The sequence below is a fragment of the Methylobacterium sp. Leaf87 genome, assembly GCF_001422775.1.
Taxonomy (GTDB): Bacteria; Pseudomonadota; Alphaproteobacteria; order Rhizobiales; family Beijerinckiaceae; genus Methylobacterium.
The window spans coordinates 42,442-67,039 of record NZ_LMMI01000003.1; the positions used below are offsets into that span (position 1 = coordinate 42,442).

General features: G+C 69.1%; 24 protein-coding genes, 2 pseudogenes and 1 riboswitch. Of the genes and pseudogenes, 13 read left to right on the forward strand and 13 right to left on the reverse strand.

The window, feature by feature from the left end:
• Window positions 1–44: 44 nt before the first annotated feature.
• Window positions 45–566 carry a glutathione peroxidase gene (locus ASF22_RS03065; RefSeq protein ID WP_056261344.1) on the forward strand — a complete coding sequence of 174 codons (522 nt, stop codon included), beginning with the start codon at window positions 45–47 and terminating at the stop codon, window positions 564–566.
• Here the strand turns inward: ASF22_RS03065 and ASF22_RS03070 are convergent.
• Entirely contained in the window at window positions 536–1,510 is a 975-nt protein-coding gene (locus ASF22_RS03070) for a cation diffusion facilitator family transporter (RefSeq protein ID WP_056261347.1), read from the reverse strand. The genes ASF22_RS03065 and ASF22_RS03070 overlap by 31 nt on opposite strands.
• A gap of 145 nt (window positions 1,511–1,655) precedes the next feature.
• Between ASF22_RS03070 and ASF22_RS03075 the strand changes: the two genes are divergently transcribed.
• Complete coding sequence (locus tag ASF22_RS03075; protein ID WP_056261349.1) at window positions 1,656–2,087, forward strand: HIT family protein; 432 nt, start codon at window positions 1,656–1,658, stop codon at window positions 2,085–2,087.
• Between the two features lie 42 nt (window positions 2,088–2,129).
• On the opposite strand, the gene ASF22_RS03080 is transcribed toward ASF22_RS03075, so the two are convergent.
• The 3 genes from ASF22_RS03080 to ASF22_RS03090 form a co-directional block, all read right to left on the reverse strand.
• Window positions 2,130–2,537, reverse strand: coding sequence for a PilZ domain-containing protein (locus ASF22_RS03080; RefSeq protein WP_056170772.1), 408 nt, complete (start codon window positions 2,535–2,537; stop codon window positions 2,130–2,132).
• A gap of 91 nt (window positions 2,538–2,628) precedes the next feature.
• Window positions 2,629–2,856, reverse strand: coding sequence for a hypothetical protein (locus ASF22_RS03085; protein WP_056261353.1), 228 nt, complete (start codon window positions 2,854–2,856; stop codon window positions 2,629–2,631).
• A gap of 98 nt (window positions 2,857–2,954) precedes the next feature.
• Window positions 2,955–5,039: an NAD(+) synthase gene (locus tag ASF22_RS03090; protein ID WP_056261355.1), complete on the reverse strand. Its 2,085-nt coding sequence runs from the start codon at window positions 5,037–5,039 to the stop codon at window positions 2,955–2,957.
• A gap of 289 nt (window positions 5,040–5,328) precedes the next feature.
• On the opposite strand from ASF22_RS03090, the pseudogene ASF22_RS03095 reads away from it, so the two are divergent.
• The 3 genes and pseudogenes from ASF22_RS03095 to ASF22_RS03100 form a co-directional block, all read left to right on the forward strand.
• A pseudogene (locus tag ASF22_RS03095) lies at window positions 5,329–7,926 on the forward strand (DNA translocase FtsK); the annotation flags it as partial.
• 98 nt (window positions 7,927–8,024) lie between these two features.
• Window positions 8,025–8,650: pseudogene (locus ASF22_RS24710) on the forward strand (DNA translocase FtsK); the annotation flags it as partial.
• 113 nt (window positions 8,651–8,763) lie between these two features.
• Window positions 8,764–9,669: an outer-membrane lipoprotein carrier protein LolA gene (locus ASF22_RS03100; protein ID WP_056261358.1), complete on the forward strand. Its 906-nt coding sequence runs from the start codon at window positions 8,764–8,766 to the stop codon at window positions 9,667–9,669.
• Window positions 9,670–9,827: 158 nt separating this feature from the next.
• On the opposite strand, the gene ASF22_RS03105 is transcribed toward ASF22_RS03100, so the two are convergent.
• Together ASF22_RS03105 and ASF22_RS03110 are read right to left on the reverse strand one after the other, a co-directional pair.
• Window positions 9,828–11,009, reverse strand: coding sequence for a glycosyltransferase 61 family protein (locus ASF22_RS03105; RefSeq protein WP_082483486.1), 1,182 nt, complete (start codon window positions 11,007–11,009; stop codon window positions 9,828–9,830).
• Between the two features lie 45 nt (window positions 11,010–11,054).
• Window positions 11,055–11,810 (reverse strand): lysophospholipid acyltransferase family protein, encoded by a 756-nt coding sequence (locus ASF22_RS03110; protein ID WP_056261363.1) that lies wholly within the window; start codon window positions 11,808–11,810, stop codon window positions 11,055–11,057.
• 172 nt (window positions 11,811–11,982) lie between these two features.
• Between ASF22_RS03110 and ASF22_RS03115 the strand changes: the two genes are divergently transcribed.
• Together ASF22_RS03115 and ASF22_RS03120 are read left to right on the forward strand one after the other, a co-directional pair.
• The gene (locus ASF22_RS03115) at window positions 11,983–12,792 is read left to right on the forward strand and encodes an exodeoxyribonuclease III (RefSeq protein WP_056175127.1); all 810 of its coding nucleotides are present in this window, start codon (window positions 11,983–11,985) and stop codon (window positions 12,790–12,792) included.
• A 315-nt stretch (window positions 12,793–13,107) separates the two neighbouring features.
• A riboswitch (SAM-I-IV-variant riboswitch) is annotated at window positions 13,108–13,218 on the forward strand.
• Between the two features lie 56 nt (window positions 13,219–13,274).
• Window positions 13,275–14,336, forward strand: a complete 1,062-nt coding sequence (locus ASF22_RS03120) for a low specificity L-threonine aldolase (protein ID WP_056261365.1) — start codon at window positions 13,275–13,277, stop codon at window positions 14,334–14,336.
• Between the two features lie 186 nt (window positions 14,337–14,522).
• On the opposite strand, the gene ASF22_RS03125 is transcribed toward ASF22_RS03120, so the two are convergent.
• A complete protein-coding gene (locus ASF22_RS03125) occupies window positions 14,523–14,723 on the reverse strand; it encodes a hypothetical protein (protein ID WP_056175135.1) in 201 nt (66 codons plus the stop codon).
• Window positions 14,724–15,166: 443 nt separating this feature from the next.
• Between ASF22_RS03125 and rpsO the strand changes: the two genes are divergently transcribed.
• Together rpsO and pnp are read left to right on the forward strand one after the other, a co-directional pair.
• Complete coding sequence (rpsO, locus tag ASF22_RS03130) at window positions 15,167–15,436, forward strand: 30S ribosomal protein S15 (RefSeq protein ID WP_056175138.1); 270 nt, start codon at window positions 15,167–15,169, stop codon at window positions 15,434–15,436.
• A 218-nt stretch (window positions 15,437–15,654) separates the two neighbouring features.
• Window positions 15,655–17,826: a polyribonucleotide nucleotidyltransferase gene (pnp, locus tag ASF22_RS03135; protein WP_056261368.1), complete on the forward strand. Its 2,172-nt coding sequence runs from the start codon at window positions 15,655–15,657 to the stop codon at window positions 17,824–17,826.
• A 103-nt stretch (window positions 17,827–17,929) separates the two neighbouring features.
• On the opposite strand, the gene ASF22_RS03140 is transcribed toward pnp, so the two are convergent.
• Window positions 17,930–18,367 carry a hypothetical protein gene (locus ASF22_RS03140; RefSeq protein ID WP_056261371.1) on the reverse strand — a complete coding sequence of 146 codons (438 nt, stop codon included), beginning with the start codon at window positions 18,365–18,367 and terminating at the stop codon, window positions 17,930–17,932.
• Window positions 18,368–18,636: 269 nt separating this feature from the next.
• On the opposite strand from ASF22_RS03140, the gene ASF22_RS03145 reads away from it, so the two are divergent.
• A complete protein-coding gene (locus ASF22_RS03145) occupies window positions 18,637–18,858 on the forward strand; it encodes a DUF2892 domain-containing protein (RefSeq protein WP_056175146.1) in 222 nt (73 codons plus the stop codon).
• A gap of 59 nt (window positions 18,859–18,917) precedes the next feature.
• Here the strand turns inward: ASF22_RS03145 and ASF22_RS03150 are convergent, their stop codons facing one another.
• Window positions 18,918–19,184, reverse strand: coding sequence for a GlsB/YeaQ/YmgE family stress response membrane protein (locus ASF22_RS03150; protein ID WP_056175147.1), 267 nt, complete (start codon window positions 19,182–19,184; stop codon window positions 18,918–18,920).
• A gap of 212 nt (window positions 19,185–19,396) precedes the next feature.
• On the opposite strand from ASF22_RS03150, the gene ASF22_RS03155 reads away from it, so the two are divergent.
• Together ASF22_RS03155 and ASF22_RS03160 are read left to right on the forward strand one after the other, a co-directional pair.
• Window positions 19,397–19,756, forward strand: a complete 360-nt coding sequence (locus ASF22_RS03155) for a RidA family protein (RefSeq protein WP_056175150.1) — start codon at window positions 19,397–19,399, stop codon at window positions 19,754–19,756.
• Between the two features lie 41 nt (window positions 19,757–19,797).
• Window positions 19,798–20,877, forward strand: a complete 1,080-nt coding sequence (locus ASF22_RS03160) for a polyamine ABC transporter substrate-binding protein (RefSeq protein WP_056261615.1) — start codon at window positions 19,798–19,800, stop codon at window positions 20,875–20,877.
• 7 nt (window positions 20,878–20,884) lie between these two features.
• Here ASF22_RS03160 and ASF22_RS03165 read toward each other — a convergent pair whose 3' ends face one another.
• Both ASF22_RS03165 and ASF22_RS03170 read right to left on the reverse strand, forming a co-directional pair.
• A complete protein-coding gene (locus tag ASF22_RS03165) occupies window positions 20,885–21,085 on the reverse strand; it encodes a hypothetical protein (RefSeq protein ID WP_056175151.1) in 201 nt (66 codons plus the stop codon).
• A gap of 22 nt (window positions 21,086–21,107) precedes the next feature.
• Window positions 21,108–22,157 (reverse strand): hydantoinase/oxoprolinase family protein, encoded by a 1,050-nt coding sequence (locus tag ASF22_RS03170; RefSeq protein WP_056261375.1) that lies wholly within the window; start codon window positions 22,155–22,157, stop codon window positions 21,108–21,110.
• 28 nt (window positions 22,158–22,185) lie between these two features.
• Here ASF22_RS03170 and ASF22_RS03175 point away from each other — a divergent pair, with 28 nt between their 5' ends.
• Entirely contained in the window at window positions 22,186–22,869 is a 684-nt protein-coding gene (locus ASF22_RS03175) for a HisA/HisF-related TIM barrel protein (RefSeq protein WP_056261378.1), read from the forward strand.
• 129 nt (window positions 22,870–22,998) lie between these two features.
• On the opposite strand, the gene fae is transcribed toward ASF22_RS03175, so the two are convergent.
• Both fae and ASF22_RS03185 read right to left on the reverse strand, forming a co-directional pair.
• Complete coding sequence (gene fae, locus ASF22_RS03180) at window positions 22,999–23,511, reverse strand: formaldehyde-activating enzyme (RefSeq protein ID WP_056175161.1); 513 nt, start codon at window positions 23,509–23,511, stop codon at window positions 22,999–23,001.
• A gap of 253 nt (window positions 23,512–23,764) precedes the next feature.
• Window positions 23,765–24,586 (reverse strand): triphosphoribosyl-dephospho-CoA synthase, encoded by an 822-nt coding sequence (locus ASF22_RS03185; protein ID WP_056261381.1) that lies wholly within the window; start codon window positions 24,584–24,586, stop codon window positions 23,765–23,767.
• Between the last annotated feature and the right edge of the window lie 12 nt (window positions 24,587–24,598).

A 24,598-nucleotide genomic window follows, 5' to 3' on the forward strand; every position in this document is an offset into this window, starting at 1 on the left:
GGGATCAGACCCGCCGGCGCCAGATCCACCCCCGAGGGGACCCGATGACCAGCCTGTACGATCTCGTTCCACGCGCCGCCGACGGCACGCCGTATCCGCTGGCGCAGCATCGCGGCCGGGTGCTCCTCGTCGTCAACACCGCCTCGCAATGCGGTTTCACCGGGCAGTATGCAGGGCTGGAGGAGATGTGGCGCCGGCACCGCGACGCCGGCCTCGTGGTGCTGGGATTTCCCTGCAACCAGTTCGGCGCCCAGGAGCCCGGGGACGCCGCCGAGATCGCCCGGTTCTGCAGCCTGACCTACGACGTCACGTTTCCGGTTCTCGCCAAGGTGGCGGTCAACGGCTCTGCCACCGATCCGGTCTTCGCCCATCTGAAGCGGGAGAAGCCGGGCCTCCTCGGGCTCACCGGAATCAAGTGGAACTTCACGAAGTTCCTCGTCGGGCGCGACGGGCGCGTGATCGCCCGCTACGCCCCGAAGACCAAGCCTGCCGATCTCGATGGGGCGATCGCGCAGGCGCTCGCCGCGCCGGCGCCTCAGGCCCCGGCGGGTGCCGCCGCCGGGTAGGCCGGCGCCGTGTCCTTCGACTGGATCTCGATGAACACCCGGGTGACGTCGGGGCTCCGCGCCTTCAGCTTGCCTTCCAGGCGGCCGACCATCGCCTCGATGTTGCCGGCGCTCAGGGTGTCGTCCATGTCGAGGCTGACGTTCACCAGGATGTCGGACGGCCCCATGTGCTGGGTCAGTACGGCGTTGACGTTGTGGACGCCCGGCTCCGTGCGCACCACCTCGCGGATGGCCGCGACGAGGGCGGGGTCCGCCGCCTCGCCGATGAGCAGGCCGTGGGTCTCGATCATCAGGAAGCCCGCCATGCCAATGAGGATCGCCCCGATGGCGATGGAGGCCCAGCCGTCGAGGTCGGGCATCTCGAGCACGTGCGCCAGGATCACGCCCGAGAGGGCCACCACGAGGCCCATGAGAGCGGCGACATCCTCGACGAGCACCGTGAACAGGGCCGGGTCCTTGCTGCGGCGGATGGCCGTGAGCGGCGGGCGGCTGCCCTTCTCGGCCCAGAACGACTTCAGGGCGACGGCGCAGGAATAGCCCTCGGCCAGAACCGCGAAGCCCAGGATGCCGACATTGACCCACAGGCCCGGGATCGTGTGTCCGAACACGTGCGCGTCCGAGACCGGCTCGGGATAATGCAGCTTGTGGATGCCCTCGTAGACCGCGAAGGCGCCGCCGCCGAGGAAGATGAACAGCGCGACGATGAACGCGTAGAAGTAGATCTCGCGGCCGTAGCCGAACGGATGCAGGGCATCGGCCGGGCGCTTGGCCCGCCTCATCCCGACGAGGAGCAGGATCTGGTTGGTGGTGTCCACCATCGAATGGACGCCCTCTGCCAGCATCGCCGAGGAGCCGGTGAAGAACGCGCCGACGAACTTCGCCGCCGCGATGGCGAGGTTGGCGCCGGCGGCGGTGTAGATGGCGCTCGTGCTTTCGTGGGCCATGTTGGTCTCGTCCGGGAAAAAGCCGGGGAAAGCCCAGGCGTCGAACCCTGCAACGCATGGGGCAAGGCCAAGGTTCGGTCGGTAGACGCGCGGGGGACGCCTGTGCATCGTGGCGCCCGAAACGACCCGACCGGAGCGAGCGACCGTGACCGCAGCCTATGACCCCCAGAACATCTTCGCCAAGATCCTGCGCGGGGAGATCCCGGCGCAGAAGGTCTACGAGGACGACCACACCCTCGCCTTCATGGACGTGATGCCCCAGGGCGACGGCCACACCCTGGTGATCCCGAAAGCCCCGGCCCGTGGCCTGCTCGATGCCGACCCGGCTTCGCTGGCGGCGGTGGCGGCGACGGTCCAGCGCGTCGCCCGCGCGGTGAAGGCGGCCTTCGCCGCCGACGGTCTGACCGTGTTCCAGTACAACGAACCGGCCGGCGGCCAGACGGTGTTCCACCTCCACGTCCACATCCTGCCGCGCTTCGACGGCGTGGCGCTCGGGCGCCACTCGGGCGGCATGGCCGATCAAGGTGTTCTGGCCGATCACGCGGCGCGCATCCGGGCGGCGTTGGAGACGGCGTAGCGCTTGCACACCCCAGATTCCGGGGGACCGCTCGGGCCGGCCTCAGCCGGCGTTGACGGTGCCCTCGGCCGGAGCGGCCGCCGCGCCCATGAGCAGGCGGCGCAGGGCCGCGTTCTCGGCTTCGAGTTCGCCGACCCGGCGCATCAGCATCAGCATGGAGCCCGGATCCTCGGCGGGAGCCGGCATGGGCGCCGGCACGGCCTCGTCCAGAAAGGTGATGCCGACGCCGTCGGCCCGGCGCCAGGCCAAGGTCGAGCGGTAGGTCCTGTCCTTCTGCGGGATGTAGAGGTCGAAGGATTCGGGAAGGGTGGTGGTTTCGCTGAGGGCCAGGCGCGCGCCCGACGCCGACATGTCGCGCACGAGGCAATCCATGCTCGACGCACCCTTGTTGAACAGGATCCGGCCCTTGAGGAACGTCCTCTGCCGTACTTCCCTGCGATGCTCCGACATGGGGCGCGATCTCCGTTCACCGCTCGCGATGACGGATCCTGACACGCGCCCCTTAAGGAATGATCGCCGGGATCGGCGACTCGGGCGCGTCTCAGTGGAAGCGTCTGTCCATGGTCTGGAACAGGTAGAATCCGTTGAAGCGCACGGCCGTCTCAGCCGCCCGGTCGTCGAACTCGATGGGGGCCGCGCCGAGATCCGCGATCTTGCCCCCGAACGACCAGTGCCCGCCGCCGAGGAAATGCGGCACCGTGCGGCTCTCGGGCACGGCGCAGCAGAGGCCCTCGACGGTCCTGAGGCAGAAAACGTTGTAGTTCTGCATCGGTCAACCTCCGATTCGCCCACCCACCGGGAGACGTAGCCGGACAATCGGACGGGTTTGTGTCGGCTCCCGGTCCGGCGGCCCTTTCGGTCTTGGGCTCAGCGCTCGGGGACGTTGCGCTCCAACTCGTCCAGCCACGCTCGGGCCGAGCCGTCGGAGGGCGCCCGCCAGTCGCCACGCGGCGACAGGGCGCCCCCGGCCGAAACCTTCGGCCCGTTCGGCAGGGCCGAGCGCTTGAACTGGCTGAAGCCGAAGAAGCGTTTCAGGAACAAGGCGAGCCAGCCGCGGATCTCGGGCAGCGCGTAGGCCCGGCGCTCGCCGCGCGGAAAGTCCGGCGGCCAGGCCCCCGCGCGCGCGTCGCCCCAGGCGTGGAGCGACAGGAAGGCGATCTTCGAGGGCCGGAAGCCGTACCGCAGAATATGAAACAGGTTGAAATCCTGCAGGGCGTAGGGGCCGATCACATCCTGCGTGCTCTGCGGCCGGGCACCCGCATCCACCGGCACGAGTTCCGGCGAGATCTCGGTGCCGAGGATCGCCTCCAGGGTCGCGCCCACGTCTCCGTCGAACTGTCCCGTGCCGACCACCCAGCGGATCAGGTGCTGGATCAGGGTCTTGGGCACGCCGGCATTGACGCCGTAATGGCTCATCTGGTCGCCGACGCCGTAGGTGCACCACCCGAGGGCCAGTTCCGACAGGTCGCCCGTGCCGATGACGATGCCGCCCTGCTGGTTGGCCAGCCGGAACAGGTAATCCGTGCGCAGGCCCGCCTGCACGTTCTCGAAGGTGACGTCGTAGACGGGCTCGCCGCGCCCGAACGGGTGGTCCATGTCGGCGAGCATCTTCGTCGCCGTGTCGCGGATGTCGATTTCCCGGGCGGTGGTGCCGAGGGCCGCCATCAGGGCGTGGGCGTTGGCCTTGGTCTCGTCCGAGGTGGCGAAGCCCGGCAGGGTATAGGCCAGGATGTTCGAGCGCGGCAGGCCGAGGCGGTCGAAGGCCTGGGCCACGACGATGAGGGCGTGGGTCGAATCGAGGCCGCCCGAGACGCCGATGACGGCGCGCTTCGTGCCCGTCGCCGCCAGGCGCTGGGCGAGGCCCGCGACCTGGATGTTGTAGGCCTCGTAGCAATCCTGGGCGAGGCGGGCCGGATCGGCCGGGACGAACGGAAATCGCTCGACCCGTCGCTTCAAGCCGAGGTCGCCCCTGGGCGGATCGAGGCGGAACCCGACGCGGCGACAGGCCGACCCGCGGGCCCGGGCGTTGTCGTCGAAGCTTCCGGTCTGGAGTCGCTCCTGGGCGAGCCGGTCGAGGTCGATGTCGGCGAGGGTGACGACGGGGGTGTCGGCGAAGCGCGCGCCCTCGGCGAGGCGCTCGCCCAGTTCGTCGATGCTGGTCTGGCCGTCCCACGACAGGTCTGTGGTGGATTCTCCCATCCCCGCCGCAGCGTAGACGTAGGCGCACAGGCCCCGCATGGAGGCGGCGCGCGTCAGCAGCGCGCGGGATTCCGCGCGGCCCACGGTGATGGGGCTGCCCGATGGGTTGGCCAGCACCGTGGCGCCGGCCAGCGCCAGATCCATGCCGGGGGAGGCGGGCACCCACAGGTCCTCGCACACCTCGATGCCGAGCACGAATCCCGGCACGTCGTCGGCTTCGAACAGCAGATCGGTGCCGAACGGAACGGTCTGGCCGCCGATCCGGATCGTCTGCCCGGTGATGCCGGCCCCGGACGCGAAATGGCGCTTCTCGTAGAATTCCCGATAGTTCGGCAGGTAGCTCTTCGGCACCACCCCGAGCACCCGGCCCCGGTGGATGGCGAGGGCGCAATTGTAGAGCCGGTGGCCGGCCCGCAGGGGGGCGCCGACCACCAGTACCGTGGCCAGCCCCTCAGAGCCCGCCCGCACCGCCTCCACGGCCGCCTCCACGGCCCCCTGGATCGTGGCCTGCAGGAGCAGGTCCTCGATGGCGTAGCCGGACAGGCAGAGTTCGGGAAACACCGCCAGCGCCGCGCCGTGACCGTCGCAGTCCCGCGCGAGCGCCAGGACGGCCGCGGCATTGGCCGCCGGATCGCCCGGGTGGCTGCGCCCGGTGCAGGCCGCGGCCCGGGCGAAGCCGTGGGTGTAGAGCGAGCGGAAGGGCTGGGCGGCGCAAGTCGGGGCGGGGCTGGTCTGGGCCGGGGGAGCGGTCAAGGGGCTGGGGGTCCGTAGGGGAGGGGCCGTAGGGATCTGGTGAGCCATCCTAGTCCGATCCGCCCCGTCCCTCCAACGGCCGTCGGCCGGTGGCGCAAGCGTCTGTTAACGACGATGGTCCTAACTCGTGGGTGAACCGCGCCCCTCCCGGCAGCGGACCCGCTTCGAGTAAATCCGGCCAATCATGCGCGCATCGGGACGGCTCCCCTACTCCCATCGTGATCCCTCTCGCCCCGTCCGTGGCGGCGACCGCCTCGGACTGTCCATAGGCGCCCTGGCGCATCGGCTCATGAACCTGCGGGCCACCCTCACCCGCCGGCTCGCCGGGCCGCCGCAGCGCCCGGACTACACCGTGGCGGCGACCCGGCCGGCGCCGAGCTGGATGACGAGTCCGCACGCCCTCGTCGGACGGGAAGCGGCCTACCGCACCCCGCCCGCCGTGCAGGGCTGGCCCGACCACGTCTTCGACGACCGCGCCACCCTCGACATGATCCCGGCGCGCGCGGCCCCCTTCGCCCGGCCCGAGGACGGTCTCGGCGACGGCGAGGCCGGACCCCGCGTCCTCATCCGCGCCCCGCGCCGGCCCGCCGCCATCGTGCCGGAGGCCGACGAGGCCCGCCCGGTCCAGGCCACCACCGCCCCCGCCCCGGCCGTGCGCTACACCCGCACGCCCGATCCGGTGCTGCAGGAGCGCCGCCAGCGCGCGCTGGATGCCGAGCGCGCCGTCCTGGCCCAGGCCGAGGCCGCCGCCGAGGAGATCCGGACCCGCGCCGAAGCCGAGCGCGCCGCCGAAGCCGCCGCGCGCGCGGCCGCCGAACTCGAAGCCATCGAGCGGGCGACCCGCGAGGCGGCGGCGGCCACCGCCGAGCCCCTGTGGCGCCAGCCCTTCGTGGTGCCGGAGGGCGTCCGTTTCTTCCGCAGCCCCGACCGCCGACAGGCCAGCCCCGCCGTCGAGGCGCCCGTTCTGGAGGCGCCCGTTCTGGAGGGGCCCGGCTTGGAGGGGGCCGTTCTGGAGCTGTCGGTCATCGCCGAGACGCGTGCCGACGCCCCGGCGGCTGATCCCATGGCCGATCCCATGGCCGAGGATCGCGACTGGTCCGAGGTTCCGGACTGGTCCGAGGTGCACGCCTGGTTCGACAACCGCGATTCCGCGGCCCTCGACGCTTGGTCGGAGATCCAGGCGGATTCGGCCGGCGTCGCGCCGATTGCCGATGTCGTCCCGCCGTTGGCGGAGGTCGCGCCGGCTCCGGACACCGTCGTCCCCGCGCCCGCCGATCTCGCGCTCCTGCGCCCGGCGCCGGTCTACGGCCTCGACCGCCTGCTGCAGTTCGACAGGCCTCCCGCCCCCGCCGACGGTCAGGACAACGCGGCGTGCGCCGTCGCGCGGGTGGCCGCCGCCGCGCCGCGTTCGCCCGTGCTGAGCGCCATGGCCGCCCGCGCGGCCATTCGCTCGGCCCGCCCGCCGGTGGCCCCCTCCCCTGCCCCGCTCCCGCTCGCCGCGATCGTCCCGGCCCTGCCGGACGCGCGTGCCGAGCTAGTGGCGTTGCCCCGGTCCTTCGCGGAATCCCAGCCCTTCCCCGATCCCAAGCCTTTCCCCGACCCCAAGCCTTTCGCCGAACCCGTGATCTTCACCGAGTCGGCCTTCGTTCCGGCGGCGATCCCGGCGCGGACGGTCCTGCTGCGCACGCCCAAGGGCGCGCCTGCCCCCGAGCCCGTGGTCGAAACGCCGGAAGCCGAAGGAACCCTCGCGCCGCAGGTTGCGCCTGAGGCGCAGGCTGCGTCCGAGCTTCGGGCCCAGCCCGAGCCCGAACTGGCCGCGGCGGTCGCCCCTCCCGTTCCGGTCCTCAACATCCCGCGCGCCATCCTGCCCGAGCGCCAGACCCTCATCGCCGCCGGGCGGCACATCTCCCTGTCGCTCGTCGAGAACGAGGATTACGAGCATCCCTCCCTCGAACTCCTGGCCGAGCCCGACCCGAGCGGGACCGAGGAGGTCGATGCCGACGTGCTGGAGCAGAACGCCCTGAACCTCCAGCAGACCGTGCAGGATTTTGGCGTGCGCGGCGACATTTTGGCCGTACGGCCCGGCCCCGTCGTGACCCTCTACGAATTGGAGCCCGCGCCCGGCACCAAGTCGAGCCGCGTGATCTCGCTCTCGGACGACATCGCCCGGTCCATGTCCGCCGTCTCGGCCCGCGTCGCCGTGGTGCCCGGCCGCAACGTCATCGGCATCGAGCTGCCCAACGACACCCGCGAGACCGTATACCTGCGCGAGCTCCTCGCCTCGGCCGATTTCGGCCTGAGCAAGCACAAGCTCGCCTTGTGCCTCGGCAAGAACATCGGCGGCGAGCCGATCATCGCCGACCTCGCCCGGATGCCGCACCTTCTGGTGGCCGGCACCACCGGCTCCGGCAAGTCGGTGGCCATCAACACCATGATCCTCAGCCTGCTCTATCGGCTCAAGCCCGAGGAGTGCCGCCTGATCGACGGCATCCCGCACCTGCTCTCGCCCGTGGTCACGGACCCGAAGAAGGCGGTCATCGCCCTCAAATGGGCCGTGCGCGAGATGGAGGAGCGCTACAAGAAGATGTCCAAGATCGCCGTGCGCAACATCGACGGCTACAACGCCCGCATGGCCGAAGCGCGGGCCAAGGGTGAGATCATCACCCGCGAGATCCACACGGGCTTCAACCGCGAGACCGGACAGGCCGTCTACGAGACCGAGGAGATGGACCTCTCGGCCCTGCCTTACATCGTCATCGTCGTCGACGAGATGGCCGACCTGATGATGGTGGCGGGGAAAGACATCGAGGGTGCGATCCAGCGCCTCGCCCAGATGGCACGCGCAGCCGGCATCCACCTCATCATGGCGACGCAGCGCCCGTCGGTCGACGTCATCACCGGCACCATCAAGGCGAACTTCCCGACCCGGATCTCCTTCCAGGTGACGAGCAAGATCGACAGCCGCACGATCCTCGGCGAGATGGNTCGACGTCATCACCGGCACCATCAAGGCGAACTTCCCGACCCGGATCTCCTTCCAGGTGACGAGCAAGATCGACAGCCGCACGATCCTCGGCGAGATGGGCGCCGAGCAGCTGCTCGGCCAGGGCGACATGCTGTTCATGGCCGGCGGCGGGCGCACGACGCGCGTGCACGGGCCGTTCTGCTCGGATTCGGAAGTCGAGAGCGTCGTCGCTCATCTCAAGCGCCAGGGCCGGCCGTCCTACCTCGAGGCCGTGACCACCGACGATTCGCCCCCGGACGAGAAGCCCGCCAAGGGCTCCAAAGCCGACAAGGCCGAGAAGTCCCAGGCCCTCGAGGCCGAGGACCTCGACGTGCCGATCTTCGACGGCGGCGCCTTCGCCGCCACCGGCGGCATCGATCCGGGCGCCGAACTCTACGATCAGGCCGTGCAGGTGGTGATGCGCGACAAGAAGGCGTCCACGTCCTACATCCAGCGCCGCCTGCAGATCGGCTACAACCGCGCCGCCTCGATCATGGAGCGCATGGAGATCGAGGGCATCGTCGGCCCGGCCAACCATGCCGGCAAGCGCGAGATCCTCATGGAAGGCGGCCCCGGTCCGTCGTCGATGATGGATTACGACGACTGAGTCCGTCCCCTCCATCTGGGGAGGAGCGCGGCCCGGATGCGTCGCATAATCGCCACAGGGGCGGACTCTAAGCGGAGCCCTCCCCGTTCGAACCGCCTTCAGGAGACCGTCAGATGATCGGCCGCCGTCACCGCCTCGCCGCCGGCCCGCTGCTCGTCCTGGCGGCTGTCCTCGTTCAGCCCCAACCTGCCGCGGCCCAAGGCTCGTTCCTCGACGGCCTGTTCGGCCGCAAGGAGGAGCCCGCCCCGGCGCCGGTCGAGCCGCCGGCCCCGCCCGCTCCCGCCCCGGCCGCTCCGAAGAAGCCCGCACCGCAGGCGGCAAAGCCAGCCAAGGACACGCCGGCGAAGGAGTCCAAGACGGTGGCGGGCGACAAGATCGTGACCCCCAAGCTCCCCCCCAAGGCCTCCGAGCCCGCCAGGGTGGCCGCCGTCGGTGCGCCGCTGGCGCAGGAGGCCGATGCCGCAGCCGTGCTCGCGCAGGCCAACGCCTACTTCAACGGCATCACCACCCTCACCGGCACCTTCGTGCAGATCGGCGCCGACGGGCGGCGCATCGGCGGCAAGCTGACGCTGGCGAAGCCCGGCCGCCTGCGCTTCGACTACGACCAGCCCTCCCCCCTGGAAGTGGTCGCCGACGGCACGTCCGTGGCCGTGAAGGACCGCAAGCTCGGCACGCAGGACCTGTACTTCATCTCGCAGACCCCGCTGAAATTCCTCCTGCGGGAGAAGATCGACCTCGCCCGCGACCTAACGGTCTCGGACGTCTCGAACGATCCGGGCGGCGTCCGCATCTCGATGGAGGACCGCTCGACTCTCGGCGGCACCTCGAAGATCCAGCTGTTCTTCGATGCCGAGGTGAAGACCCTGAGCCAGTGGCGGATCACCGATCCCCAAGGCTACCAGACCATCGTGCAGCTCTCGAATCTGCAGAAGGGCCGCAGCGTCGAGGGCACGGCGTTCTTCATCAATTACGGCCGGTCCGAGGACAAGGCGATGGAGAAGCAGATCCGGGCGCAGTGAGGAGCGCAGATCGCCGGCCGTCATCGATGAAGTGCCCGAGCCGGCGCCCTGTCGCGAACGCGGAAGCCACTTCCTCCACGATGTCGCGTTCGCGAATCGAGCGATCCCAGGGAACGCTAACCGAGACGGATGTGGCTGACCAGTGTCGAGCCAGCGTTTCAAGCTGCTCCACCGACGAACCGTCTACGGACGATCTGGCGCATGACGTCCCCTATGCCATGCGGCGGGTGCCATCCGAAACGTTCGAGGAGGCCCCTGTCCTTGCCGGCGACAATTCTGGCGAGCTGCCTTGGAGGAATATCGAGCGCCCTGTCCCACGGGAGGGGCCCAGTCTGAGGGCCAGTCTCCTTGGTTCGGATCTCGCAGTAGTTGAGTCGCCTGATCTGGGAGATCATCCAGAACAGGACTTCCGCCGCGCTACTCGGCATAAACACGAACACGTCCGTGCCGGGCCTGCAGAAGACTAGGTTCGTCAACGCCGCGCCCATGGAGCCCACAACGGTGCTGGCGCCCTTGAACGCGGCGATCTGATCACGGAAATCGAGCGATGCCGTCGTGACCTCAGAGAAACCATCGGCGACCAGGGCCGCTGAGATCTGCCTTTCGTTGACGAAATCCCGCGTCGGTGCGGGTCTACGTGGCACATAGATCATGCTGGCCGTTCCCGCTTGGACATCGTCTGCAACGGCATCGAGACATTGCATGACGTAGGGCGAGATATACTGAGAATGGGAAGCAAGGCCGTCGACGTAGATCAATTCCTGTAGAAAGACTGGTTCCTGACCGCAGGTCAGAATCTGATCGCGGTCGTATCCTGCCTGCTGAATCGCCTGAATCGCGACCTTTCGGATTGCAACTGTGCTTTCGTGAATGAGAACGGGCCAATCTGTCAGAGCGAGGTAGGTTCGCGCGAACCAAGCCCGCGTCAGCATCTCGATCAGGAAATGCCCGTAGTTCTCCGCACCCCGGCTTTTCGCCAGGACGGCTTTCCGGATGGCACGGACGCCTTCGCGATCTCGGATCGACCGGACCGCTTCGGCCGAGGAATCGATTTGTTCGTCGGAATGAAGTGTTCGCGTGCAAGCAATAAGGTGTGTGTTCTCGTCGAAAACCAATCCTTCGTTCGAGACAAAAACGTTTTTCAGAACATAAATATCGATATTTCTTCCGGCGTGAACTGAATTTTGCCAAATCTTGACCATGAGCTTCGCGATGTCTGGTGGCATCTTCTCAAGCTCTACAATCTTAGGAGGAGTGTAGTAGACAGTTGGGCACTCAATTTGGCGGATTAGGGAACCGGATGGTGCAGACACCAAGGGAGTTTTGAGGGCGTAGGACATTTGATCGCTTGCCTAGAGGACAGCGATGCGCGGCCTCCGCTCCTCCTATCCTGCGGAAGGACTTGTGTCGCCCTCGGCAACCGACCTGTCCGCCTCCCTCCAGCGATTCAACTCCGCATCGATCGCCCCTTGCGTGCCCTCCATGAACGCCGCACCGGAAAGTCCCGCGGACAGGACCGGGAGGTAGCTCACGGTGATGGCCCCGGGATGGTGGCGTGAGCCGCCATGGGGCCAGTACAGGCCGGAATTCACCGCCACGGGCAGCACGGGCAGGCCGAGCTTGGCGTAGAGCAGCTCGACGCCGCGCTTGAACTGCACCGGATCGTCGATGCCCCCGCGGGTGCCCTCGGGGAACATCAGCACCGAGCGCCCCTGCGCGATGGCCGCGCGGCTCTCGTCGATCATCACGCGCAGGGCCTGGGTGCCGTTGGCCCGGTCGATGATGATCATCGGCGAGCGCCGTAGGAACCAGCCGACGATGGGGATCGCCACGAGCTCGCGCTTGGCCACGATGGCCACGTTGGGCACCAGGGTGAGGAAGGCCAGGGTTTCCCAGGCCGACTGATGATTGGCGACGATGAGGCAGGGTTCGGCCGGGATGCGCGCGCGCCCCTCCTCCACGTAGGTGAGGCGGACGATGCGCGCCAACCCGAACAGGATCCCGCGCGACCACAGGCGCGTCGCCGCACGGATCGGGCCCGTGGGCGAGCCGAGCGCGGCCAGCACCACCAGGGGCGCGAGGAAGAGCGCGGTCCAGCCGGCCCAGAACAGATTGAACAGCGTGGAGCGGATGCGCGACACGGTAACGACGACCCCTGAATCGCGCGCCCTCCCCGATCCCGATGGGAATCGCGGCCGGGCGCGGCATTTCCACGGCGACGGCCGGGGCGGTTTCGGGCTATGGCGAAGCCGCCGCGCCGTCGCGCGCAGGTTCCTTTAAACCTTTTCCGGCCTCACGCGAGCGGATCGATCGTTGCGCCTCACCGTCACCACCTGGAACATCAACTCGGTGCGCCTGCGCATCGACCTCGTCCTGCGCTTCCTCGCCGAAGTGCAGCCCGATGTCCTGTGCCTGCAGGAGACGAAGTGTCCCGATGACGCCTTCCCCCTCAAGGCCCTACGCGGGTCGGGCTACGAGAACGCTGTCTTCGCCGGGCAGAAGGGCTACAACGGCGTCGCGATCCTGTCGCGGTTTCCCCTGATCACCCGCGACTGCATGGCCTTCTGCGACCGCGCGGATGCGCGCCACATCTCGGCGGCGCTGGGGCCGGAGGCCGGCAAGGCCGCGGGAATCGTCCTGCACGATTTCTACGTGCCGGCCGGCGGCGACGTGCCCGACCGGGCCCTCAATCCAAAATTCGCCCACAAGCTCGATTTCCTCGCCGAACTGCGGGCCTGGGGCGGGCGGCGCCCGTCCGGTCCGGCGATCCTGGTCGGCGACCTCAACGTCGCCCCCCTCGAACACGACGTGTGGTCGCACAAGCAACTCCTCGACGTGGTGAGTCACACACCCATCGAGACGGAAGCCTTTGAGACCCTGCGGGGCGAGGCGGGCTGGATCGACACGGCCCGCCTGCTCGTGCCCGAGCCCGAGAAGATCTACACGTGGTGGAGCTATCGCTCGCCCGATTGGGCCGCGGCGAACAAGGGGCGGCGCCTCGACCACGCCTGGGTCTCGCCCGACCTCGCCGGAACCGTGCGCGATCTCACCGTGGCTCGGCACGCGCGTGGGTGGGAACGTCCCTCCGACCATGCGCCGGTGACCCTGACCCTGGAGCTTTAGGCTCGAACCACGGAACGGGAGCCGTCTCACGCGCATTGGTCCTGCGAAATGCCGCGCCCGCGCGGCCAACCCGGAGTTCCCATGCGCAAGCTGCTCGTCGCTTTCCTCCTGCCCAAGCTCGTGTCGTACCTCCGTCGCCGCTATTCCGGTGCGCCGAACCGCCGCTCCATCTGAGGCGTCCGCCCGGTCACCCGGGCAGCGCAACCAACACGAGACGATCGAACGGGTCCTGAGGGGCCCGTTCTGCTGTTCGGCCGAGGGCAGGCCGGAAGGTCCCGCCCAGGTTGTGGGGCGGTCGCGGCTCTGTTAAATTCCGATCCGCATCAAGAGTCGGGCCGACGCCTGACGCCAACCTGCTCCCGGGCAAGGTGGCGCTCTCCCGATCCGGGAGGGGATGTGGCCGGACCGGCAACAAACGGGTTTCGCCACACGTCGTCGTCCCGCTCACCCTGCGGCCTCAACGACGATAGGCGAATCCAGCGATGCCCCTCGATCCACCCTCCGCGTCGCCCCAGCAATTCGCGAGCGACAACTACGCTGGCATCTGCCCGGAAGCCTGGGCGGCGACGCAGGCCGCCAATGCCGGTTCGATGCCGGCCTATGGCGAGGACCCCTGGACGGCCCGCGCGGCGGACGCGTTTCGGACCCTGTTCGACAAGCCCGATGCCCAGGTGTTCTTCGCCTTCAACGGCACCGCCGCCAACGCCCTGGCGCTGGCCTCCCTGTGCCAGTCGTATCACAGCGTCATCTGCGCGGCCTCGGCCCATGTCGAGACCGACGAGTGCGGGGCGCCGGAATTCTTCTCGAACGGCTCGAAGCTTCTCGTCGCCCCCACGGAGAACGGCAAGCTCACCCCGGCCGCCGTGCGTGCGCTCGCCACCGGCCGCTCGGACATCCACTTCCCGAAGGTCCGGGTGGTGACCATCACGCAGCCCACCGAGACGGGGCAGGTCTATACGCTTCCCGAGATCCGCGCCCTGTCGGCCACCTGCCGGGATCTCGGCTTGCGCCTCCACATGGATGGGGCGCGCTTCTCCAACGCCTGCGCGAGCCTCGGCTGCGCACCGGCCGACATGACCTGGCGGGCGGGCGTCGATCTCCTGTGCTTCGGCGGCACCAAGAACGGCATGGCCGCCGGTGAGGCGATCCTGTTCTTCGATCCGGTGATGGCTGAGGATTTCGGTTATCGCTGCAAGCAGGCGGGGCAGCTCGCCTCGAAGATGCGGTTCCTCTCCGCGCCCTGGGTCGGGATGCTCGAAGGCGGCGCCTGGCTCGTCCATGCCCGGCACGCCAATGCCTGCGCCCAGCGGTTGGCCGCCGCGGTGTCCGGCCTGCCCGACTGGTCCGCGATGTTCCCCGTCGAGGCCAACGCGGTGTTTCTCAGGGCGCCCGCCGACCGTTTGGAGGCGCTGCGCGACAGGGGCTGGCGCTTCTACACCTTCATCGGCGGGGGCGCCCGGTTCATGTTCGCCTGGGATTCCGACCCCAAACGGGTCGACGCCCTCGCGCAGGATATCCGGAGCCTCGGCCGACGCGCGGCCTGAGGCGCGCCAATGAAGAAGGGCCAGCCTCGCGGCTGGCCCTTCTTCGTTCTCGTGCCGAGTCGGTCGCTTATACCAATTCTCAGTGAGACCGACCCATAGGTCGGTCTCACTGAGGTCCGGCGGACGACCGCCGCCGCGCCGTCGCGCGGACAGGCCTCGATGAGTCGGGCTCATCAAGGTCAGGTATTACTCGGCCGCGCTCATCTCGGGGGTGAAGTGACCGCACCAATCGGCGGCGCCCACCACCGGCCACAGGCCGTGACCCTGCGGCTCCGGCTGGCTCACCGGGGGGTTGAACCGGCACAGACCCTCGTCGGCGGCCGCAGCCGCGCCATTGACCTTGTGCTCGTCGAAGAACTTGCAGCTCTCACACTTGGCGTTCGCCATGACGGTCGCTCCTGATCGAAATCGGCAGCGTCGCTGCCCGCAGTTGAGAATTAGAACAGATCCAATCTGGCAGTCAACGGGCTTGTTGACGGGCGGTTCCCATGAGGGGATTGGGGGCGGCATCCTCGTTCGGTATTCATCGCGCAGGCGGCCGAATCCCCTCGCCGGAGCGGTGCGACGCAACCCCGACGCGGCCACGATGGCATCCTGCACGGGGTGGCCTGCCAGGGTCGGGAATCCAGGGGGTATGGCGAGGGGTGGCACGGCCTGCGCTTTCGTGTATGTTGCGCGCGCTTCGACCCGTGTGAACGGGGCCGGGGCACAAGCTGCTTGTGGACTGACCGTGCTGGACGACATCCCGGCACCGGCCTCCCGCAAGTGTTCGCGGCCCCCTGGTTCGCCGGGGCCCGCACGATCCGAAAAACCCACCGAAAGGGATAGCGATGTCGATCACGGCAGAGCGCAAGACCGCGCTCATCAAGGAATACGCGAACGGCGGCAAGGACACCGGATCTCCGGAGGTCCAGGTGGCGATCCTCACCGAGCGGATCACCAACCTCACCGGCCACTTCAAGACCCACGGCAAGGACAACCATTCCCGCCGCGGCCTCCTGAAGATGGTTTCGCAGCGCCGCTCGCTGCTCGACTACGTCAAGGGCAAGGACGAGGCCCGCTACCGCAGCCTCATCGAGCGACTCGGCATCCGCCGCTAAGCCGGCGTTCTCCACGCGGTTCCGGGCCCGGCCCGGGGCCGCGTTTCCATAGATCGGGATGCCGGAATGGGTCCGGCCCCCCGAAACCCGGGTGACTTGAAGGCGTGCCGGCCGGGGACAGGATCGCGAGGGGCTTTTCGGACACCGAGAAAGCCCCTCGCCATCTTGCCCCTGGCGGCGCCGGGTCCGCCCGACCGCATGATGGCAAGGACAAAAGAATGTTCGACGTACAACGCGAAGAGCTGATGTGGGGCGACCGCAAGCTCGTCCTCGAGACGGGCAAGGTCGCCCGCCAGGCCGACGGCGCCGTGATGGCGACGTACGGCGAGACCTCGGTGCTCGCCACCGTCGTTTCGGGCAAGGAGCCCAAGGCCGGTATCGACTTCCTGCCGCTCACCGTGAACTACCAGGAGCGTGCCTACGCCGCCGGCCGCATTCCCGGCGGCTACTTCAAGCGCGAGGGCCGGCCCTCCGAGAAGGAGACCCTGGTCTCCCGCCTCATCGACCGCCCGATCCGCCCCCTCTTCGTCGAGGGCTGGCGCAACGACACCCAGGTGGTGGTCACCGTCCTGACCCACGACCTCGAGAACGATCCCGACATCCTCGCCATGGTGGCGGCGTCCGCGGCGCTCACGCTCTCGGGCGTGCCGTTCATGGGCCCCATCGGCGCCGCCCGCGTCGGCTACGCCAACGGCCAGTACAGCCTGAATCCCCTGGTGGCCGATCTCGAGGCCTCCTCCCTCGACCTCGTCGTCGCCGGCACCACCGACGCCGTCCTGATGGTCGAGTCCGAGGCCAAGGAGCTGAGCGAAGAGGTTCTGCTCGGCGCCGTGATGTTCGGCCACAAGCACTTCCAGCCGGTCATCGAGGCCATCGTGCGCCTCGCCGAGAAGGCCGCCAAGGAGCCGCGCAACTTCTCCGCGCCCGAGAACGGCGATGTCGAGGCCGCCGTGCTCGGCGTCTGCGAGGCCGAGCTGCGCGAGGCCTACAAGAACACGGTCAAGCAGGAGCGCTACGCCGCCGTCGACGCCGTGAAGGCGAAGGTGATCGCCGCCCTGTGCCCGGCGGACGGCGAGCAGAAGTTCGCGCCCGAGAAGGTCAAGGCCGCGTTCAAGGAAGCGCAGTCGAAGGTCGTGCGCTGGAACATCCTCGACACCGGCTCGCGCATCGACGGACGCGACGTGCGCACCGTGCGCCCCATCGAGTCCCAGGTCGGCGTGCTGCCCCGCGCCCACGGTTCGTCGCTGTTCACCCGCGGCGAGACCCAGGCCCTCGTGGTCGCCACCCTCGGCACCGGCGAGGACGAGCAGTTCATCGACGCGCTGGAAGGCACCTACAAGGAGACCTTCCTGCTGCACTACAACTTCCCTCCCTACTCGGTGGGCGAGACCGGCCGCATGGGCTCCCCGGGCCGCCGCGAGATCGGCCACGGCAAGCTCGCCTGGCGCGCCATCCACCCGATCCTGCCCCCGGCCCACGAGTTCCCGTACACGATCCGCGTCGTGTCCGAGATCACCGAGTCCAACGGCTCGTCCTCCATGGCCTCCGTCTGCGGCGCCTCGCTGTCGCTGATGGATGCCGGCGTGCCGCTCCGCCGTCCGGTGGCGGGCATCGCCATGGGCCTCATCCTCGAGGGTGAGCGCTACGCCGTGCTGTCCGACATCCTCGGCGACGAGGATCACTTGGGCGACATGGACTTCAAGGTGGCGGGCACGGAAGCCGGCATCACCTCGCTGCAGATGGACATCAAGATCGCGGGCATCACCGAGGAGATCATGAAGGTCGCCCTGCATCAGGCGCAGGAAGGCCGCGTCCACATCCTGGGCGAGATGTCCAAGGCCCTGACCGATGCCCGTCCCGAGCTCGGCGAGTACGCGCCGCGCATCGAGACCATGCAGATCCCCACCGACAAGATCCGGGAAGTGATCGGCACCGGCGGCAAGGTGATCCGCGAGATCGTCGAGAAGACCGGCGCCAAGATCAACATCGACGACACCGGTACGGTGAAGATCGCCTCCGCCGACGGCAAGGCCATCAAGGCGGCCTACAACTGGATCCGGTCGATCGTGGCGGAAGCCGAGGTCGGCATGATCTACGACGGCACCGTCGTGAAGTGCATGGAGTTCGGCGCCTTCGTGAACTTCTTCGGCGCCAAGGACGGCCTCGTCCACATCTCGGAGCTCGCCGCTAGCCGAGTCGCCAAGGTGACCGACGTGGTCAAGGACGGCCAGAAGGTGAAGGTCAAGTTCCTCGGCGCGGACGATCGCGGCAAGATCCGCCTGTCCATGAAGGTCGTCGACCAGGAGACCGGCGAGGACCTCACCGAGAAGCTCAAGGCCGAGCGCAACGCCGAGCAGGACCGCGCCCGCGCCCCGCGCCAGGACGCGTAAACGAGCGTCGCCCGGGTGCGCCACGGCGCATCCGGTCACCGAACGAAGGGCGCGGCTTCAGCGGGAGCCGCGCCCTTTTTCGTCTGCGCCGGCCGATCCCGGATCAGACTCCCGGCTGCCTGCGCCTGCGGCGGACCCGCTCCGCGCTCGGAAGGGCGTCGGGCACCAGCGTCGCGCTGACGGGGTTGGGCGTATGGACCATGGCCGCGCCCGTATAGGCATCGACACCGACGCCGATGAGGCCGCCGGCCAGGAGGTTGCCGGCCATGCCGGCGGCTCCGGCGCCTGCCACCTTGGTCCGCACGGGGACCATCGCCGGCCGGTAACCCGGCTTGAGGAAGGTGACGTCGAACTCGTCCGAACGCTCCACGTCGAGGGAGCATGGGGTCGCCGGGCAGGCATAGCCCTTGGTGGTGGTCATCGCCGCCCCCGAAGGCTCGGACAGGAAGGCCATCTTCTCGGTGGTGCCACGCGTGATGCTTCCGCACGCGCCGACGCCCGCGGCGCACAGCACCGCCACGGACGAGCCCAGGATCTTCATCGAAATGGCTCCCCTGCCGCGTTCTCCGGCGGCGGAGACGTTGTGGGCGTAGGGCGGGAATTCGACAAGGTCGACGCAATCAAGGCGTGTGATCCGACCGCCGCATGCGTGAGACAATCGCCGTCGCGGAGGTGTGCGCCGTCCCGGAGGTGTGCCGTCCTGCCCGGGGGTGGGCGGGGCACGGCGATTCGCTTCGCGCGGAACGCCAGCCCTCACACGGCGTTCGCCTCGCGACGCACCATGAGCACGTCGCAGGAGCACATTCCAGAATGTCCGATCCGATGATCCCGAGCCTCTTCGAAGGTGAAGCCAACCTGACCACCACCGAGCGGGCCGTGTCCGTTGTCCTCGGCCTCGGCATCGCCGCCGCCGCGGCCCAGCCGCGCCCGAACAAGTTCCTGAGTCTCGCCGCCCTCATCATCGGCGCCGGCCTCGCCATCCGTGGGGCCACGGGCCATTGCCCGGTCAAGCAGCTGAGCCACACGGCCTGAACGAAGAAAGGGGCGCCCGAGGGCGCCCCTTCCACGTTCCGGCCCGGAAGGATCGGATATCAGAACGTGTTGGTGGTGCGGCGGCCGGCGATGAAGCCGTAGATGGCGAGCACCACGATGGCACCGACGACGGCGCCGATGAACCCTGCGCCCTGGTTCGGGCCGTACCAGCCCAGCGCTTGGCCGAGGAAGGTGGCGACGAAGGCGCCGACGATGCCGAGGATCGTCGTCATGATGAAGCCTGCGGGCTCCTTGTCGCCCGGCATGATGAACTTCGCGACGACACCGGCGACGAAGCCGATGATGATGGTCCAGATGATACCCATGGTGTGATCCTCGATACGCCGACGCCCAGACTTGGCCGTTCTGTGATCATGAAACGCCGCACCGCAGCACTGGTTGCGCCGGGAGTGGCAAGATTGTCGCAACGCGACCGTGCGGAGGCCGTCGCCCCCTTTACGGTCGCCCCCGGGACGCGGCACAACGCAGGCCCGTGGCCCGCGATGGATGGGCCGGCAGCCAAGGCATCTCGCTCAGCATGACGATCCAGCGCTTCGAATCCGGCCCGCGCATGAGCCAGGCGGTCACCTACGGCGACATGGTGTATCTCGCCGGCCAGACGGCCAACACCACTGTCGGCGCCGGCGTCACCGCGCAGACCCAGGAGATCCTTTCCAACATCGACCGGCTCCTGGCGCTGGCCGGCAGCGACAAGAGCCGCATCCTGCAGGCGACGATCTACCTCTCCGACATCGCGACCTTCGCGGAGATGAACGCGGCCTGGGAGCCCTGGGTCTCGCCCGACGACAAGCCGGCCCGTGCCACGGTGGAAGCCCGCCTCGCCGGCCCCGAATACCTCGTCGAGATCGTCGTCGTCGCCGTCAAGGCCGCCGCGTGATCCGCGCGCGCACCCGCCGCAGCCTCGTCGCCGGGACGCTGATGGCCCTGGCGGCGGGCTGGGGCGGTCCTGCGCGCGCGCAGACCGCACCCCCCGAGCGCGTGATCAACATCTACAACTGGTCGGACTACATCGACCCGAAGATGCTCGATGCCTTCACGAAGGAGACGGGCATCAAGGTCGTGTACGACACCTACGACAACAACGAGATTCTCGAGACCAAGCTGCTGGCCGGCCGCTCCGGATACGACCTCGTGGTGCCGTCGGGCCCGTTCCTGCAGCGCCTGATCCGGGCGGGGGTGTTCCAGCCCCTCGACAAGGCCAAGATCCCGAACCTCGTCCACGCCTGGCCCGAGATCACGGGACGGCTCGCCGCCTACGATCCCGGCAACGCCTACGCCGTCGACTACATGTGGGGCACCACTGGGATCGGGGTGAATCTCGGCCTCGTGCGCGAACGCCTCGGTGCGGCCCAGCCCCTCAACACCTGGAATCTCGTCCTCAACGGCGGCCTGCTGAACAAGCTCAAGGATTGCGGGGTCATGCTCCTCGATTCGCCCGAGGATCTGATCCCGAGCCTGCTGCCGGCCTACGGCCTCAAGCCCGACACCCGGCGCTGGGACGACATCACCCAGGTCACCGACGCCCTGTTCAAGGTGCGCGGCGCCGTGCGCAAGTTCCACTCGTCGGAATACATCAACGGCCTCGCCAACGGCGACCTGTGCTTCGCGGTGGGCTATTCCGGCGACGTGATGCAGGCCAAGAAGCGCGCCGAAGAGGCCAAGAACGACGTCGAAATCGCCTATTACGTGCCGCGCGAGGGGTCGCTCATGTGGTTCGACGCGTTCGCGATCCCCAAGGACGCCCCCCATGCGGCGGATGCCCACGCCTTCATCGACTACATGATGCGGCCCGAGGTGGCGGCAGCCAACACCAACTTCGTTTCCTATGCCAGCGGCAACGCCGCCGCGAAGAAGTTCGTCAAGGCGGAGATCCTGGGCAATCCCGGCATCTACCCGGACGACGCCACCCTGCAGCGCCTGTTCGTCAACACCGCCTGGGACGACCGGACCCAGCGCTTCGTCACCCGGGCCTGGACCCGGGTGCGCACGGGGCGCTGACGCGCCGCTACGCGACGGCCGGCGGCTCGTCGGCCTCCGGACCCGTCGGTGAATTCAGGATGTCCTCGAGTTCGTCCACGAGCCGATCGATCTGATCGGGCGTCGCCAGGACCTTGAGGGTCTGGCCGTCCTGCGTCGCGAAGGCGAGTTCGATGTCCTCGCCCGAACGGGCGGCGAGGATGCGGGCGAGGCGGTGGGTGGCGCTCATTGGGATCTCCGGGGGTGAGGCGTTATCGGACGAGGAGGGCCACGGCCACGGCCGGGCCGCAGGTGGAGGCCCAATCGGCCCCCGTCGCGGGAAGCCGGTCGGCGATGAGGTCGGTGAGCGCCACGGCCGGACGGCCGAGGCGGGTCGCCAGACGCTCGGCGACGAACCGCCCGGCGCCGCAGACCACCAGGGGGGCGTCCGCCGGCAGGTCGCTGCGCGACAGCAGCAGCGCCGCCGCATCGTGGAGCGGGCGCAGCTGCGCCTCCGCGAAGTGGGCGGCGAGCGCCCGCCAGTCCGCGGGATCGCCCTCGCCGTGGTCGCGGCCGATGATGCGGGCGAGCCGGATCTCGCTCTCGGCCAGGGATTTGCCCTTGCCGTCGGCGCTCTGCTGCTGATCGGCGGCGTCGGGCAGGTCGCCGGTGATGCGGTAGACATCCGCCATCGTGGCGAAGGTCTCGGCCATGAGCCGGGTGCGTCGGCCCCGGAACGGGGCATGGTCGCAGAGCGCGATGAGGTGGGAGCGCACCACCCCCGTGTAGACGAGTTCGCCCGTCTCCAGGCGCTCGGCATCGCTGTAGCCCGATGCCGCCGGCGTCCCCCCGACGACGGGGATCAGGTCGGCGGTGGTGGAGCCGATATCCACGAGGAGCGCGTGGGCGTGGTGCCGGCCGACCAGGGCGGCCGTGGCGTGCCAGTTGGCCGACGCGATGTCGGCGGCGGCCGTGCGGGCGTATTCCGGCGCGAGGAGACCGGCGCGGCCGCCGTAGATCCGTACGGACCCTTTGAGATGGGCGGCGGCCCAGCCGGCGAGTTGCGCCACGCCGTCGGCCCGATCGGAAAAACAGTCGGTGAGTTCGCCCGTCATGGTGACGACGTGGTCGGCGGGAGCCCGCGCCCAGTCGGGGAGCTGGGCGAACGTCTCGTCGAGGGCCGGCAGGCCGCGCCACAGGCGGCACGGCGCCTGCACCACGGTCTCGACCCGGCCGCCGCACACGAGGGCCGCCTTGACATGGACCCCGCCGAGATCCCAGCCGATGACGGGCGTTTGTGCGGGGGCGGATGCTGCTGACACGGAGGCGGGCCTGGGAACGGAGAGCGGGATGGCGGACGGATTCGAGATCATTCCGGTGATCGACCTGCGCCACGGGCAGGTGGTGCGGGCACGGGCCGGCGAGCGCGCCTCCTATGCCCCGATCGTGACGCCGTTGGCAAAGGAATCGTCGCCCGGGGCCGTGGCGCGCGGACTCATGGCAGCGGTGCGAGCGACCCGCCTCTACGTCGCCGACCTCGATGCGATCATCGACGGCACCCCGCCCGACCGGGAGAGCCTGGAGGCGATCCGGTGTGCCTGCCCGGATGCGCGGCTCTGGGTCGATGCGGGCTTTTCGCACGCCGCCGGGGTGGACGCGTTTCTCACCGCCGGCCTCGGGCGGCCGGTGATCGGCAGCGAGAGCCAGACGGATGCCGGCTTGGTGCGGGCGCTCGGCGGGCGGGCCGTGTTCTCCCTCGACACGCGGGGGAGCGAGCGGCTCGGGCCGGATGCGCTTCACGACGAACCGGCCCACTGGCCGCGCGACGTGATCGTGATGACCCTGGGCCGGGTCGGTGCCGGGGCCGGGCCGGATCTTGACCGGCTTGCCGCCCTGCGGGCTTCGAGCCCGGCGACCCGCCTCTATGCGGCGGGGGGCGTACGCGGCCCGGCGGATGTGGCGGCCCTGGCGGGGATCGGCGTCGCCGGCGCCCTCGTCGCCTCCGCGATCCACGATGGTTCGCTCGGGGCGTAGTGCAAAAAGAAGGGGCGGCCGAAGCCGCCCCATCCGAAGAGTTCATCGTCCGAGGAAGATGGATGCCAGTCGCTGGATCAGGCCCCGCGGTGCGGGCGGAGGCTCACTCTGCCCAGGACTGCCCCCAATCTAAGCGTTCGACGCGAAGGGGTGCGAAGCCGAGTTGCGCTGCTCGGTGGCCTGAGCGGCGGTGGGCTCGCCCTTGACGGCGCGCTGGATGGACAGCTTGACGGCGTCGTAGTTGTACTTCTGGATCTTGGCGTCGTCGGCCGCTTCCCAGTGAATGAACACGCCGACCAGGATGAACAGGTCGTCGGCCTCGTCGGCGGGGATGATACCCTCGGCGACGGCGTCCTGCACGGCCTTGGCGACGCCGTGCTGGGCGGGGCCGAACATCTGGACGGCCTGACGGGCGTCGTTGATGGTGACCTTGTTGAACATCAGGGTGTTCGGCTTGCAGGGCAGGTTCGGCGCGATGACCGCGAGCAGGCTGGTGAAGCCGTGCTTGTTGTTCACGAGGCCGTTGCAGAAAGCCGTCTCGGCCGGCGAACCGCGCGGTCCGATGATGAGATCGATGTGGGCGACCTCGTTGCCATCGCCGACGAGAGCCTCGCCGACCAGAACCTTGTTGATCTTCGCCATGTGGGGTTTCTCCCAGGAGTCTTGAAAAGACGTGACCGCCCTCGAAGACGAGCGCGGCCGAAAGCTATCCTTGTTCACGGCGTCCAGCCCCCGAAAGGGCGGACCGGTTAGCCCGGATCGCGGCGCGGACCCTACTCTGGGCGTTTGCCCGGAACAACCCTGCGCGAAGCGTGGTTTCCGGCAAATTATTTGATCTGGGCCGGAACAAACGCTGACGATGGTGAATCCGCAGTCAGTGTTTCGTCGGCGCAGGTCAGACGAGCAGATGATCGAGGAACAGGGTCGCCACGGTGAAATCGGCGCTGGTGCCGGGGTTGAGTCCGGCCGCCTTCCAGGCCCGGTCCTTCGCCATCAGAGCGTCCACGGGCAGGACCGCGAGATCGAGGTCGAGGAGATCCACGGCCTCCGCGCGCAGGGCCTCGGCGACGGGCAGCCCGTGCTTGCGCGTCACGTGACTGTCCGGCACGCCGGCGAGGTAGGCGAGGAAGACGGCCGTCGTGGTCCACGGCGCCGACAGCTCCCGTGCCCGCGCCGCCGCCAGGGCCGGCAGGCCGATGTCGAAGAGATCGGCGAACCCGGTGACGTACGCGCGGGCGATGGCGTCGCGCGGGGCCGCCTCCGCCATGCCCGTCAGCAGGGCGGGCGGGGTCCCGGAGCCGGTCACGTCGTGGCGCTCGACCGTGCCGAGGCCACCGGGATTGGCCAGCCGGATGGCGGCGTAGACTTCCTCCGCGTCCCGTCCGTCGAGGCCGTCGAGCACCCCGGCCAGGGCGGCGCGCAGCGGCGTGCCGGCCTCGGCCGCCAGCGCCAGGGGCGCGCAGAGGAGCAGGATTCCCAGATTGGTGTTCTGGCCCACCGCCGCCAGGGTCGCCTCCATGGCGGTGCGGACCCGTGGTCCCACCCGCGTGCCGGTTCGTGCCAGATGCGGGGCCGAGACCTCGGCACTGATGACGAAATCGCGGGTGGCCATGCGATGGCCGTCGGCGAAGGCATGGACGTTGCCGGGTTTCAGGGCGTCGAGCTCGGCGAGGCAGCTCGCCCGGTAGGCTTCGCCGATGGCCGTGAGGCGGGTCATGCGCGCGGCCCT